Raw genomic sequence first — 13,627 nt, forward strand, 5'->3', positions numbered from 1 at the left:
ACCCCAATACTAGACCAATCGGTTCTGTATTTATAGCAGCCGCTGCTGAACGCTGGTTCCCGCCAGCGGGACGAATCTCCGCTGGCGGTCGGCTGCTGGCGCGTTAGTCGCGTAGTTCGGCCACCTGGCAGCCCGTTTCCATCCGGTTGAGCACGGCGGCGGTGACTCCGGCCGTGCTGGCGGCATTGCCGGCCGTGGCCAGATCGGCGCTGAGGATGCCGGCGTCGAGGGTGGCGGCGACCGCCTGCTCGATGCAGGCCGCCTCGCGCTCCAGGCCCAGCGAGTAGCGCAGGAGCAGCGCGACGCTGAGGATGGTGCCGATCGGGTTGGCGATGCCGCGGCCGGCGATGTCGGGGGCCGAGCCGTGGATGGGCTCATAAAGCCCGATTTGACGGATCGGCGATGCCGATCCGTCGGGACCGACGCGGCCTTCGCCGAGCGAGGCGGAGGGCAGCAGACCCATCGAGCCGGCCAGCATCGAGGCTTCGTCGGTGAGGATGTCGCCGAACATGTTCTCGGTGACGATCACGTCGTAGGCGCGCGGCCGTGACAGCAGGTGCATCGCCATCGAATCGACCAGCTGGTGCTCCAGCGTGATGTCCGGGAACTCGTCGCGCACGACGCGCGTGGCCACGTCGCGCCACAGGCGCGAGGTCTCCAGCACGTTGGCCTTGTCGACCGAGGTGACGTGGCGGCGGCGATCGCGCGCCAGTTCGCAGGCGCGGCGCACCACGCGTTCGATCTCGGCCACACTGTATTCGCACAGGTCGCTGGCCTTGTCGGCGTCGCGCTGTTTCTTGCCGAAATAGATGCCGCCGGTGAGCTCGCGCACCACCAGCAGGTCGACGCCGGTCAGCAGATGCGGCTTGATCGGCGCGGCGCCGAGCGTGGCCGGATGCGGTTGCACCGGACGCAGGTTGGCGTACAGGCCAAGTCCCTTGCGCAGCGCCAGCAGGCCCTGTTCCGGACGCACCTTGGCGTTGGGATCGGACCACTTCGGTCCGCCGACGGCGCCCAGCAGCACGGCGTCGGCGCGCTTGCAGGCGTCCAGCGTGGCGGCGGGCAGCGGTTCGCCGGTGGCATCGATGGCGGCACCGCCGATCAGATGCTCCTGCAACTTGAAGCGGTGGCCATAGCGCTGCGCCGCCAGTTGCAGCACCTCCACGGCGGCGGCGGTGACTTCCGGACCGATGCCGTCACCGGGCAGGACGACGATGTCAGCGTGCATGTTGGCGTGCCTCGTAAGCTTGGATGTCGGGTTTGCGGACCAGCAGGTAGCCCAGTTCGTCGACGCCTTCGAGCAGGCAGGTCCTGGCGAAGGCGTCGAGCGGGAAGGAATAGGCGCGGCCGTCGGGTGTGCGCAGTTCGCGCGCGGCGACGTCGATGGTCAGCTCGTCGTCGGGACGCTGCATCAGCGTTTGCACGTCGGCTTCGTCGAGCACCACCGGCAGCAGGCCGTTCTTCAGCGAATTGTTACGGAAGATGTCGGCGATCTCGCTGCTGACGATCGCGCGCAGACCGAGATCGGTCAGCGCCCACGGCGCATGTTCGCGCGAGGAACCGCAGCCGAAGTTGCGGCCGGCGAGCAGAATGCTGCGGCCGGCGTTCTCCGGCTGGTTGAAGGCGAATTCCGGATTCGGCGCGCCGTCGGCAAGGCGGCGCCAGTCGTTGAATGCATGCTGGCCCAGGCCTTTGCGCTCGGTGGTGGAGAGGAAGCGCGCCGGGATGATCTGATCGGTGTCGATGTTGGTCTGACGCAGCACGACGCTGCGCGACCGCACGAATTGCAGTCCGCCGCTCATCACGCCACCTCCTTGCGCATGTTTTCGGAAACCTCAGCCGCCTGACGGGCGGCTTCGATGCGCGGATCGCTGACATGTCCGTTGACTGCGGCCCACGCGGCGGTCAACGGCGAGGCCAGCAGCGTGCGTGCGCCCGGTCCTTGACGACCTTCGAAATTACGATTGCTGGTGCTCACCGCCAGTTGTCCCGGCGCCACCAGGTCGCCGTTCATGGCGATGCACATGCTGCAGCCAGGTTCGCGCCATTCGGCACCGGCGTTGCGCACGACGGCGTCGATGCCTTCGGCCTCGGCCTCGCGCTTTACCTGTTCCGAGCCCGGCACCACCAGCATGCGCACGTGCGAGGCGACCTTGCGCCCGCGCAGCACGCGCGCGACGGCGCGCATGTCGCTGAGACGGCCATTGGTGCAGGAACCGACGAACACGACGTCCACCGACGTGCCGAGCAGGCTGTGCCCGGCCTCGAGCTGCATGTAGTCCAGAGATTTCCGCGCCGCCGCATCGCTTGGCGCCGGAATCGGCGTATCGACCGCGATGGCGGTGCCCGGATGCGTGCCCCAGGTCAGCGTGGGGCGGATGTCGCGAGTGTCGATCCACACCTGGTGATCAAAGTGCGCGCCTTCGTCGGTGACGAACTGCGACCAGCGCGCCTTCGCCTGCGCGAATTCGAGACTGTTGACGACACCGGCGCCGGGCGCGCGCGGCGCCTTGGCCAGCCACGCGTAGGTGATTTCGTCCGGCGCCACCATGCCGGCGCGCGCGCCGGCCTCGATCGACATGTTGCACAAGGTCATGCGCTGTTCCATGTCCATCGCGCGGATGGCGGAGCCGCGATATTCGATGACGTGGCCGGTGCCGCCGTTCACGCCGATCATGCCGATGACGTGCAGGATCACGTCCTTGGCGCCGACGCCGGGGTCGAGTTCGCCGTCAATCGTGATCGACATCGTCTTCGGCTTGCGCTGCAGCAGGCATTGCGTGGCGAGCACGTGGCCGACCTCGCTCGTTCCGATGCCGAAGGCCAGTGCGCCGAAAGCGCCGTGCGTCGATGTGTGGCTGTCGCCGCAGACGATGGTCATGCCCGGCTGGGTGAAGCCGAGTTCGGGCGCGATCACGTGCACGATGCCGCGATGCGCGGAGCCCATGTCGAACAGTTCGATGCCGAATTCGGCGCAGTTGCGCGCGAGCGTGTCGACCTGGATCGCCGCCGCCTCGGTGTTGTAGGGCAGCTTGCCGTCGGGTCCCGGAGGCAGGGTTGGCGTGGAGTGGTCCATGGTCGCTTTGGTGCGTTCCGGGCGCGCGGGCGTCAGTCCGCGTGCGCGCAACTCCGCGAACGCCTGCGGCGAAGTCACTTCATGGATCAGATGCAGATCGATGTAGAGCACCGCCGGCGCAGCCTCGGTCTCGGGGACGACGACGTGCGCGTCCCACAACTTGTCGAACATGGTGCGAGGTGCGGTGGTGCGAGATGCGGATGTCATGCGGCCACCACGTCGGCGTCGGCGTTGCGGCGCGCGCGCAATACGCGATTGGCGATGTCCAGCCACGCCAGTGCGCTGGCTTCGATGATGTCGCGGCTGGTGCCGGTGCCTTCGTAGCCACGGCTGTCGCCAGAACCGTCGTCGCAGCGCACGCTCAGGTTGGCTTCGCCGCGCGCATCCGCGCCGATGCCGACGCTGTGCACCTGATAGCTCTCCAGCGTCAGTTTCACGCCGGTGGCGGCGGACAGCGCCGCGAACAACGCGTCGACCGGACCATCGCCGAGCGCGCTCTCGCTCACGCGCTTGCCGTCCGGATCGGACAGTTCGACCTGCGCGCTGGCGCGCTGGCCGCGATCGCTGACCGTCATCGAGGCCAGGCGGAAGCCTTCGCCGCGTGTGTCACCGTGCATCAGCGCTTCCAGGTCGCCGTCGTCGATCACGCGCTGCTGCTCGCACAGCGTTTTGAAATCGGCGAAGACTTGATCGAGTTGTTCGTCTTCCAGCGTGTAGCCCAGTGCGCGCAGGCGATGCGCGACCGCGGCGCGACCGCTGTGGCGGCCCAGCACCATCTGCGAATCGGGCCAGCCCACATCCTCGGGGCGCATGATTTCGTAGGTGCCGCGATGACGCAGCATGCCGTGCTGATGGATGCCGGATTCGTGGGCGAAGGCATTGGCACCGACGATCGCCTTGTTGCGCTGCACCGGCATGCCGATCAGGCGCGTGAGCAGCTGCGAGGTCGGCAGCAGGCGTTGCGTGTCGATGCCGGTGTCGGCCTCGAACCAGGCGTTGCGCACTTTCAGCGCCATCACCAGTTCTTCCAGCGCACAGTTGCCGGCGCGCTCGCCGATGCCGTTGATGGTGCATTCGACCTGGCGCGCGCCGCCCTCGATCGCGGCCAGCGAATTCGCCACCGCCATGCCGAGGTCGTTGTGGCAGTGCGCGCTGAACACGACGTCGCGCGCGCCCGGCACGGTGCTGATCAGGAACTCGAACAGCGCGCGGATTTCCTGCGGCGTGGTGTAGCCGAGCGTATCCGGCACGTTGATGGTGCTGGCGCCGTTGGCGATCGCGACGGCGCAGGCTTCGGCGAGGAAATCGTGCTCGGTGCGGATGCCGTCCTCGGGCGAGAACTCGACATCGTCGACCAGCCGGCGCGCGTGCGCGACGTTGGTCGCGATCGCGTCCAGCACCTGCTGCTTGCTCATGCGCAGCTTGTGCTCGCGATGCAGCGGGCTGGTGGACAGGAACAGGTGCAGTCGCGGCTTGGCGGAGCCTTCCAGCGCGCGCGCGGAGGCTTCGATGTCGGCGGGAAGGCAGCGCGAGAGCACGCACAGTGTCGGCTCGCGCAGTTCGCGGGCGATCATTGCCGCGGCTTCGCGATCGGATTGCGAGCTGGCCGGGAAGCCCGTCTCGATGACGTCCACGCCGAGTTCGTCGAGCGCCCGCGCCATCACCAGTTTCTGTTGCGGCGACATGCTGCAGCCGGGCGATTGCTCGCCGTCGCGCAGGGTGGTGTCGAAGATGCGGACGCGCGCGCCGTCGGTGGACGCGTTGGCCGAGCTTTCAAAAGCGCGCCCTCGATCTGAAGTACTCATGCGGGAATTTCCTCGGGAATCTTGTCTTGCTTGTTCGTATGGGGGAGTGGCTTGGATGACTTGGGCGATGGTTCGTCATTCCCGGTGAAGCGGGAATCCGGTGGCCTTGCTTCCGCTTGATCCGGAGCGAGGTCACTGGATTCCCGCCTCCGCGGGAATGACGGCGTAAGTCGTGCACGCTCCGCGTGGAGGGTGGTATCGACTTCGCGCACCCGGCGCCGCGGTTTGCGCGGTGGCCGCGGACGTACTTCGGAGAGCAGGCGCGCGAGCGCGACAGCATCGACGTTGCCGCCCGACACTACCGCGCATTTGCGCTTGCCGACGATGCGGCGGCCCGCCGCCAGGGCCAGCGCACCGGCGCCCTCGGCGATGACGTGTTCTTCCAGCGCCAGGCGCACCAGGGTTTCGCGCAGTTCGGCTTCGCGCACGATGACGATGTCGTCGAGCAGCGTTTCCAGCACGCGACGAGTCAGTTCGCCCGGCACCTTGACGCGCACGCCGTCGGCGAGCGTGGCGACGGGATCGCGCAATGCCATGTCGCCGCGCAACGCGCGCGCCATCGCGTCGACGCCCTCGACCTGCGCGCCGACGATGCGCACGCGCCGGGACGCTTGCGTCCCGGACAAGCACGCCGACTTCAATGCCAAGGCAACACCGGACGCCAGACCGCCGCCGCCGATCGGCACCAGCACCACGTCCGGCGACAGCGCGGCCAGTTCCAGCCCGACCGTGCCCTGGCCGGCGATCACGTCGGCATCGTCGAAGGCGGACAGCAGACGGAAATCGTGCTGTTCGGCCAGTTCGGCGGCGAACGCCTTGGCTTCGTCGTAGGTCTCGCCGTGCAGGCGCACGGTGGCGCCCCAGTGGGCGACGCCCGCGACCTTGGTTTCCGGCGCGGTACGCGGCATCACGGTGATCACCGGCATGCCCAGCCGATACGCGGCCCAGGCCAGGCCTTGCGCGTGGTTGCCGGCGGATGCGGTGATCACGGTGCGCTCGTCGCCGCGCTCGCGCGCGGCCAGCAGTGCGTTCATGGCGCCGCGCACCTTGTAGGAGCCGGTGCGCTGCAGGTTCTCGAGCTTCAGCCAGCAGCCGAAGCGCTCGGCGTAATGCGTGGGCGTGACTTCGAGATAACGCCGCAGCCGCGCCTGCGCCGCCAGTACATCGGCGGCGGAGACGGGAGTGTCGTTGGCTACGGCAGGATCCATCGTTCTGAGCTCAGACCGGCGTCAGCCATTTTGAGGAGGCGGACTCCTCGCCACGCACCACGCGTGCGTACAGCGCCGCGAGTTCACGCGTGATCGGGTTTTCGCCGAAGCGGCGATCCTCGATTTCGGCGATCGGCGCCACCTCGGCGGCGGTGCCGCAGGCGAACACTTCGTCGGCGTCGAGCAGTTCCTCGTAGGTGAGCGTGCCCGACTGCGCGCCGCTCAAGGCGATCAAGGTGTCGCGAGTGATGCCGGGCAGGGCATCGCGATGCTCGATGGCGGTGACGCGGCCGTTCTTCACCGCGAAAACATTCGCGCCGGTGCATTCGACGACGAAGCCGTCCTTGTCGACGAACAGCGCTTCGTCGAAGCCACGCGCCTTGCTTTCGCGCTTGGCGAGGATGGAGTTGACGTAGGCGCCGCACAGCTTCAGTGGTGGCAACGAATCGGCGGGATTGCGGCGCCAGCTGGACACGGCCACGCGCGCGCGCGAACCGGCCAGATGCACCAGTGTCGGCGTGGTGGAGACCATCATGTGCTGCGGACGGCCGCTGACATCGAGACCGAAACTGCCTTCGCCATACCAGGCCAGCGGACGGATGTAGGCGTCGCGATGGCGGTTGGCGCGCAGTGTCGCCAGCGTGGCTTCGGTGGCCTGTTGCGCATCGAAGCTCATGCCCAGCAGTTCGGCACCGCGGCGCATGCGCTCCAGATGTTCGGGCAGGCGGAACACGGCCGCGCCATTCTTGGTGGCGTAGGCGCGGATGCCTTCGAACACGCCGCTGCCGTAGTGCATGGCGTGCGTGGTCAGATCAACCTGCAAGGCATCGACGTCGGCGATCTCGCCGTCGAACCACAGCTTCGGTTTCTCGGCGTTCGCGGCTTCGCTGATGGGAGTGACGTTGCTGGCGCTCACGGACACGGCACCACCTCGACGGACAGACAGTCGTAGAGCTTGGCGAGCTGGTTCTGCAGCGATTCGTCGGAGCGGTCGCCCTCGACGGTCATGCGCAGATGCCAGCGGTCGCCGTCGGGTTGTGCTTCGCCATCCACCGACACGGGACGGAAGCCGCGCCGTTCGGCGGTGCCGAGCACGCGAGCGAGGGCGCCTTCGGCGTGTCGCAGGGTGAGTTCAAGCTGGTATCGCATGGGGGAAAGCCTCGGGAGAGGAAGAAGACGGAGGCGCGTTGGTGCCGGGCAGCGACGTCACCTCGTCGGCATCCAGCATCTGCGCGTTGTTGTGGTTCGGCGGCACCAGCGGCCAGACATTGGCGGCGGTGTCGATGGCGACATGCAGCAGCGCGGGGCCGGGCGCATCCAGCAATGCCTGCAAAGCGCCTTCGACGTCGGCGGCCTGATTCACCGACAGCGCTTCGATGCCGAAGGCACGCGCGACCACGGCGAAATCCGGGTTGTCGGACAGATCGATCTCGGAATAGCGGCGATCGAAGAACAGTTCCTGCCACTGCCGCACCATGCCCAGCGCCTGGTTGTCGAGCAGCACGATCTTCACCGGCAGGCCGTAGCGCTTCAGCGTGGCCAGCTCCTGCACGTTCATCAGGAACGAACCGTCGCCGCTCACGCACACCACTTGCGCTTTCGGGTTCTCCAGCTGCGCGCCGATCGCCGCCGGCAGGCCGAAGCCCATCGCGCCGAGGGCGCCGCTGGTGAGGTGATTGCGCGGATGGGTGAAGCGCCAGTGCTGCGCCACCCACATCTGATGCTGGCCGACGTCGCAGGTGACGATCGCTTCGGGCGCCATTTCCGACATGCGCCTGAGCAGGGCGGGTGCGTAGACGCCGTCGCCCGGCGCGTCGTAGCGCGCGCCGAAGCGCAGTTTGCGTTCCAGGCACAGGCCGCGCCAGGCGCGTCGCGCGGCGGCGTGACGGCCGTGCATCTGCGCAGCGCACGGCGGTGCGAGGCGAGACAGACTTGCCGCGACGTCGCCACACACGCGCACGTCGGCATCACGCAGCTTGCCGATCTCGCACACGTCGGCATCCAGATGCACGATGCGCGCGTTGGGCGCGAACTCGGCCAGCTTGCCGGTGGCGCGGTCGTCGAAGCGCGCGCCGGCGACGATCAGCAGATCGGCTTCCTGCACTGCCATGTTGGCGGCGCGGGTGCCGTGCATGCCGAGCATGCCGAGATTGCAGGGATGCGCGGCCGGCAGCGCGCCCTGTGCCTTCAGCGTCAGCACGGTCGGGATGCGCGTCTGTTCGACGAAATCGCGGAACGCGTCCACCGCATCGCCGAGCACGATGCCGCCGCCGCCGTACACCACCGGCTTCTTCGCCTGCGCGATCAGCGCGGCAGCTTCGTGCATGGCGGCGTCGGGCGCGCGCGGCACGATGTCGGTCGGTGCCGACTCGTAAGCGGGCAGATGCGAGGCATCGGCGGTCTGCACGTCCTTGGGCAGATCGATCAGCACCGGCCCGGGCCGGCCACTGCGTGCCAGACGGAAGGCTTCGGACACCACGCGCGGCAGGTCGTCGACACGGCGCAGCAGGAAGCTGTGCTTGACGATCGGCATGGTCATGCCGAACACGTCCAGTTCCTGGAACGCGTCGGTGCCCATCAGCGCCGTCGGCACCTGGCCGGTGATGCAGACCATCGGCACCGAATCCAGCATCGCATCGGCGATGCCGGTGACCAGATTCGATGCGCCGGGACCGGAGGTTGCCACGCACACGCCCACGCGACCGCTGGCGCGCGCGTAGCCGTTGGCGGCGAAGGCGGCGCCCTGTTCGTGACGGACCAGGATGTGCTTCAGCGCCGCGCCGTGCAGCGCGTCGTAGAACGGCATGATCGTGCCGCCGGGATAACCGAACAGCGTATCCACGCCTTCGGCGATCAGCGCCTGCACCAGCCAGCGCGCGCCGTTCATGGGCGCCGCCGCTTTCGCGGGCGTTGTCTCCGTGTCCTCACTGTCGACGGCCGTCACGGCCGCCGCCGTGGAAGCGTTCATTTATGCAGCCTCGGTTTGGGGTTGTGCAGCGGAGGTCGCGGAAGCGGGGGGCGTCGCCGCCTTCGGTGCGTTGTCCAGCCACTTCATGTTGGCGCGCAGCTTCTTGCCGACCGCTTCGATCGGGTGATCCAGATCGCCCTGCTTGAGCGTCTTGTAATTGGCATTGCCCGAGGCGTATTCGGCGATCCACTGCTTGGCGAAAGTGCCGTCCTGGATTTCGGCCAGCACCTTGCGCATTTGCGCACGGGTGTGATCGTCGACGACGTAGGGGCCGCGGGTCAGCGCACCGTACTGCGCGGTTTCGCTGATGAATTCGTGCATGCGGGTCACGCCGCCTTCGTAGAACAGATCGACGATCAGCTTCAGCTCGTGCAGGCATTCGTAGTAAGCGACCTCGGGCTGATAGCCGGCTTCCACCAGCGTTTCCCAACCGGCCTGCACCAGCTTGGTGGCGCCGCCGCACAGCACGGCCTGTTCGCCGAACAGGTCGGTTTCGGTTTCTTCCTTGAAGGTGGTCTTGATCGCGTTCTGGCGCGCGCCGCCGATGCCGCCGCAGTAGGCGAGCGCGAGTTGTTCGGCGCGGCCGCTCTTGTCCTGATGCACGGCATAGACCGAAGGCACGCCACGGCCGATTTCATACTCGCGACGCACCAGTGCGCCCGGACCCTTCGGCGCGACGAGCACGACATCAAGATCCTCGCGCGGAGCGATCTGCCCGTAATGCACGTTGAAGCCGTGCGCGAACAGCAGGCAGGCGCCGTTGCGGATGTTCGGTTCGATGACGGTGCGATACAGCTGCGCCTGCACCATGTCCGGCGTGAGCACGGCGACGAGATCGGCATCGGCGACGGCGGCGTCCGGCGTCTTTACCTTGAAGCCGTCGGCCTTGGCCTTCTGCTCGGTGGGGCCGCCGGGACGCAGACCGACGGTGACATCGAAGCCGGAGTCGCGCAGGTTGAGCGCGTGCGCGCGGCCCTGGCTGCCGTAACCGATGACGGCGATCTTGGGTTGGAAGGCGGTGGTGGCGTTCATGGGGTCGGGTTTCCGGTTGGAGAGGGGAAGGGGAGTGGTACGAGTCAGGCGGGAATCGGTTCGGCACTGGCCGCGTTCGCGGCAGTGGATGTCACCAGGGTCGCGGCGATGTGTTTGCTGTCGTCGAGCGGGCCGGGCGCGGTGACCGCGCCTTTCGAGGCGGAGCCGACGTCGCGCGCGTACTTGGCCAGCACGCCGGTGGTCACGCGCGGCGCGATGCGCGTGGGCGTGCGCTGCGAGAGATCGGCATCGACGTCGAGACGGCGCGTGGCGACGTCGATGGTGACGCGGTCGCCGTCGCGCAGGCGCGCGATCGGACCGCCGCGCGCGGCCTCGGGGCAGACGTGGCCGACCATGAAGCCGTGCGTGGCGCCGCTGAAGCGGCCGTCGGTGAGCAGGGCGACATCGTTGCCGAGGCCTTGTCCGACCAGCGCCGCGGTGACGGCCAGCATCTCGCGCATGCCGGGACCGCCGGCCGGGCCTTCGAAACGGATCACCACCACATCGCCGGCCTGGATCTGCCGCGCCTGCACGGCGGCGAAGGCGGCTTCCTCGCTGTCGAACACGCGCGCGGGGCCGCTGTGGCGCTCGCGGCCGTGGCCGGCGAGCTTCACGATGCAGCCTTCCGGCGCGAGGTTGCCGTACAGGATCGAGTAGCCGCCGCGCGGCTTGATCGGATTGCCGATCGGGCGCACCACGTCCTGCGATGCGGACACGGTCGCCGCATCCGTCTCCTCAAAAAAACTGCGGCCGGTGATCGTTGGAATGTCCTCGATCAGACCGGCCGCTTTCAGCTCGCGCGCCACCAATGCGGTGCCGCCTTGCTCGAACATTTCCGCCGCTGTGTAGCGGCCACCCGGTTTCAGGTCGGCGATCACGGGCGTGGCCGCGCTCGCCGCCTCGAATTCCTCCAGATCGAACGGCACGCCGGCTTCGTGCGCGATCGCCAGCAGATGCAGTGCCGCATTGGTGGAACCGGCGGTTGCCGAGACCGCGCGCGCGGCGTTGCGCAGCGCAGCGAGAGAGAGAAGGTCGCGCGGTCTCGGGCCGCCATCGCGCATTTGCGCCATCACCAGCTCGCCACATGCGCGGGCAGCGGCCGGTTTCTCGGCGTGAATCGCCGGAATGTCGTTGGCTCCCAGCGGCGACAGGCCGAGGAAGGTGAGCACCATCGCCATCGTGTTGGCGGTGAACTGGCCGCCGCAGGCGCCGGCGCCGGGGCAGGCGTGGGATTCGATGCGATGCAGTTCGGCGTCGTCGATGCGGCCGGCCGAATGCGCGCCGACCGCTTCGAACACGTCCTGCACGGTGAGCGGCTTGTCGTCGCCCGCACCGTTCTTGGACGGGCAGCGGCCCGGCAAGATCGTGCCGCCGTACAGGATCACCGTGGGGATATCGAGGCGCGCGGCGGCCATCGCGGCGGCGGGGATGGTCTTGTCGCAGCCGACCAGCAGCACCATCGCGTCCAGGCAATGGCCGGTGACGGCCAGTTCGATGGAGTCGGCGATGGTTTCGCGCGAGGCCAGCGAGGCGCGCATGCCGTCCGAACCCATCGCGATACCGTCGGTGACGGCGATGGTGTTGAACTCGATCGGCGTGCCGCCTGCGTCCAGCACGCCCTTGCGCACGTCCTGGGCCAGATCGCGCAGCGTGATGTTGCACGGTGAGACGTCGGACCAGGTGTGGATCACGCCGACGAAGGGTTTGGCGATGGCGGCATCGTCCAGCCCGGTCGCGCGCAGCATCGCGCGGGCGGGAGCGTGGGCGGGGCCTTGTTTGATGGCGTTGCTTCTCACTGACTGGCGTTCCTGTTGCGAAAACCCAGGCCCGGAAACGAAAAACCCCGCGCCTTTTGGGGCGCGGGGTTTAGGTTCTTTCGACCTTGGGTTTGTGTTTTTACTTACGCAAACCCGATTCCCGCGCCTGTTTGGACGGTAATAAGTACGAGTACGAGAATAAGCGCGGCGATTGGCAGCGTTGGCAGCAGCAAGTCCTTCAGCACGTCGGGCGACGTGGCCTGGAGGGCTTGCGGATGGTTGTTGCGCTGCGTCATGGATGTGAGAGAAACATGCCCCGCGCGGGCTTGTCAACAGTTTCAGTTAGAACTTTTCGCCATGTCGCATTTTTTCTTCCTTGCGCATGAGGAAGGGCTTAATTGGTTGCGGTTGTAAGTATTGCGTGGAGAGCTGCGTAATCGGCGGGCAATGCTTCGGCGGAAGCGGGGCGGGCCAATGATTCGGCCAATGCGGGGGGCGGCTCCACCGCATGTCCCACCAGGGGCTCGACGATGCTTTCGAACTTGGCCGGATGCGCCGTCGCCACCACCGCCCAGTGACGCGTGTCTCCCTGCGCGCGCAACTGCTCGAGCAGGAACAGGCCGGTCGCGGTATGCGGACAGGGCACGATGCCGTGGCACGCCGGCGCGGCGGCGATCGTGGCGCGGATGGTGGCGTCGTCGACGCCCTGCGCGCGGATCGCGTGGCGCAATTCAGCATCGTCGCGATGCCAGTGGCGCAGCCGCTCGAAATTGCTGGGGGCACCGACGTCCATGGCGTTGGCCAGCGTGGCGCGGGTCGGTTGCGGTGCGTATTCATCGCCCGCGAAATAGCGCGGCAGGGTGTCGTTGGCGTTGGTGGCGAGCCGGATCTCGCCGATCGGCGCGCCCATGCGCTGCGCCACCAGCGCGGCGCAGGCGTTGCCGAGGTTGCCGGTGGGGACGATGAAATTCAGCGGCTCGCCGTGCCTGGCCGCGTGATGCGAGGCCGCATGCGCGTAGTACGCCGCCTGCGGCAACAGCCGGCCGAGACTGATGCTGTTGGCCGAACTCAGCGATACCGCATTGCGCAATTCGACGTCCGACAGCGCCTGCTTGGCCATGCGCTGGCAATCGTCGAAGCTGCCATCGACGCGGAACGCGCGCACGTTGTCGCCCCAGCAGCCGAGCCCGTGCGCTTGTCGCGGCGAGACCTTGCCGTCAGGGTAGAGGATCACGACTTCGAATCCGGGCCGCCGATGGAACGCCGCCGCCACCGCCGCGCCGGTGTCGCCGGAGGTGGCGACGAGGATCGTCGTGACCGGCGCCTCCGGGGTGCGCAGGCCAGACAATGCTTCGGCGAGGAAGCGCGCGGCGTAATCCTTGAAGGCGGCGGTGGGGCCGTGGAACAGTTCCAGCAGGAAATTCTGTTTAGAAGCCGCCCGTTCAGAAGCCGCCTGTTCAGAAGCGGCGCTTGGGTTCTTCAACGGCCGCAGCGGCGCTTCGAACGAGAAGGCATGCGTGCAGATGTCGGCGAGCCGGTCGTGCAGCTTCGAATCGGTGAAGTAGGGTGCCAGCACTGCGTGCGCGGTTTCCGCGAGCGTGGAGAACGGCTGCGTCGACGCGATCACGGGAATACGCTCAGGCACGTACAGGCCGCCATCGGGCGCGAGGCCGGCGCTGAGCGCGTCGTCGATGTTCGTTGCTGGTGTCTGTCCGCGAGTGCTGATGAATTTCATGCAGTGTCTCCCCGCATCACCTCAATAGCCGTCATTCCTGCTTGAC

11 protein-coding genes are annotated in these 13,627 nt (G+C 67.6%); all 11 read right to left on the bottom strand.

Annotation, left to right across the window (positions count from 1 at the left end):
* Positions 1-103: 103 nt before the first annotated feature.
* The 11 genes from leuB to thrC all read right to left on the bottom strand — a co-directional run bounded on the left by leuB (position 104) and on the right by thrC (position 13,581).
* Positions 104-1,228, bottom strand: coding sequence for a 3-isopropylmalate dehydrogenase (gene leuB, locus LG367_RS03825; RefSeq protein ID WP_226467871.1), 1,125 nt, complete (start codon positions 1,226-1,228; stop codon positions 104-106).
* A complete protein-coding gene (leuD, locus tag LG367_RS03830; protein WP_226467872.1) occupies positions 1,218-1,802 on the bottom strand; it encodes a 3-isopropylmalate dehydratase small subunit in 585 nt (194 codons plus the stop codon). Before leuD ends, leuB begins: the two co-directional genes overlap by 11 nt.
* Positions 1,802-3,283, bottom strand: a complete 1,482-nt coding sequence (leuC, locus tag LG367_RS03835; protein ID WP_226467873.1) for a 3-isopropylmalate dehydratase large subunit — start codon at positions 3,281-3,283, stop codon at positions 1,802-1,804. The genes leuD and leuC overlap by 1 nt, the downstream gene beginning before the upstream one ends.
* Positions 3,280-4,881 carry a 2-isopropylmalate synthase gene (locus tag LG367_RS03840; RefSeq protein WP_226467874.1) on the bottom strand — a complete coding sequence of 534 codons (1,602 nt, stop codon included), beginning with the start codon at positions 4,879-4,881 and terminating at the stop codon, positions 3,280-3,282. The genes leuC and LG367_RS03840 overlap by 4 nt, the downstream gene beginning before the upstream one ends.
* Positions 4,878-6,089: a threonine dehydratase gene (locus LG367_RS03845; protein ID WP_226467875.1), complete on the bottom strand. Its 1,212-nt coding sequence runs from the start codon at positions 6,087-6,089 to the stop codon at positions 4,878-4,880. Before LG367_RS03845 ends, LG367_RS03840 begins: the two co-directional genes overlap by 4 nt.
* A gap of 10 nt (positions 6,090-6,099) precedes the next feature.
* Positions 6,100-7,005: a branched-chain-amino-acid transaminase gene (ilvE, locus tag LG367_RS03850; protein ID WP_226467876.1), complete on the bottom strand. Its 906-nt coding sequence runs from the start codon at positions 7,003-7,005 to the stop codon at positions 6,100-6,102.
* The gene (locus LG367_RS03855; RefSeq protein ID WP_226467877.1) at positions 7,002-7,238 is read right to left on the bottom strand and encodes an ACT domain-containing protein; all 237 of its coding nucleotides are present in this window, start codon (positions 7,236-7,238) and stop codon (positions 7,002-7,004) included. The genes ilvE and LG367_RS03855 overlap by 4 nt, the downstream gene beginning before the upstream one ends.
* The gene (gene ilvG / locus LG367_RS03860) at positions 7,222-8,976 is read right to left on the bottom strand and encodes an acetolactate synthase 2 catalytic subunit (protein ID WP_226467979.1); all 1,755 of its coding nucleotides are present in this window, start codon (positions 8,974-8,976) and stop codon (positions 7,222-7,224) included. Before ilvG ends, LG367_RS03855 begins: the two co-directional genes overlap by 17 nt.
* 81 nt (positions 8,977-9,057) lie before the next feature.
* A complete protein-coding gene (ilvC, locus tag LG367_RS03865; protein ID WP_226467878.1) occupies positions 9,058-10,089 on the bottom strand; it encodes a ketol-acid reductoisomerase in 1,032 nt (343 codons plus the stop codon).
* A 44-nt stretch (positions 10,090-10,133) separates the two neighbouring features.
* Positions 10,134-11,885, bottom strand: coding sequence for a dihydroxy-acid dehydratase (gene ilvD / locus LG367_RS03870; RefSeq protein WP_226467879.1), 1,752 nt, complete (start codon positions 11,883-11,885; stop codon positions 10,134-10,136).
* 355 nt (positions 11,886-12,240) lie between these two features.
* Entirely contained in the window at positions 12,241-13,581 is a 1,341-nt protein-coding gene (thrC, locus tag LG367_RS03875; RefSeq protein WP_226467880.1) for a threonine synthase, read from the bottom strand.
* Positions 13,582-13,627: the final 46 nt, after the last annotated feature.

It is taken from the genome of Luteimonas panaciterrae (assembly GCF_020511115.1).
GTDB lineage: Bacteria > Pseudomonadota > Gammaproteobacteria > Xanthomonadales > Xanthomonadaceae > Luteimonas > Luteimonas panaciterrae.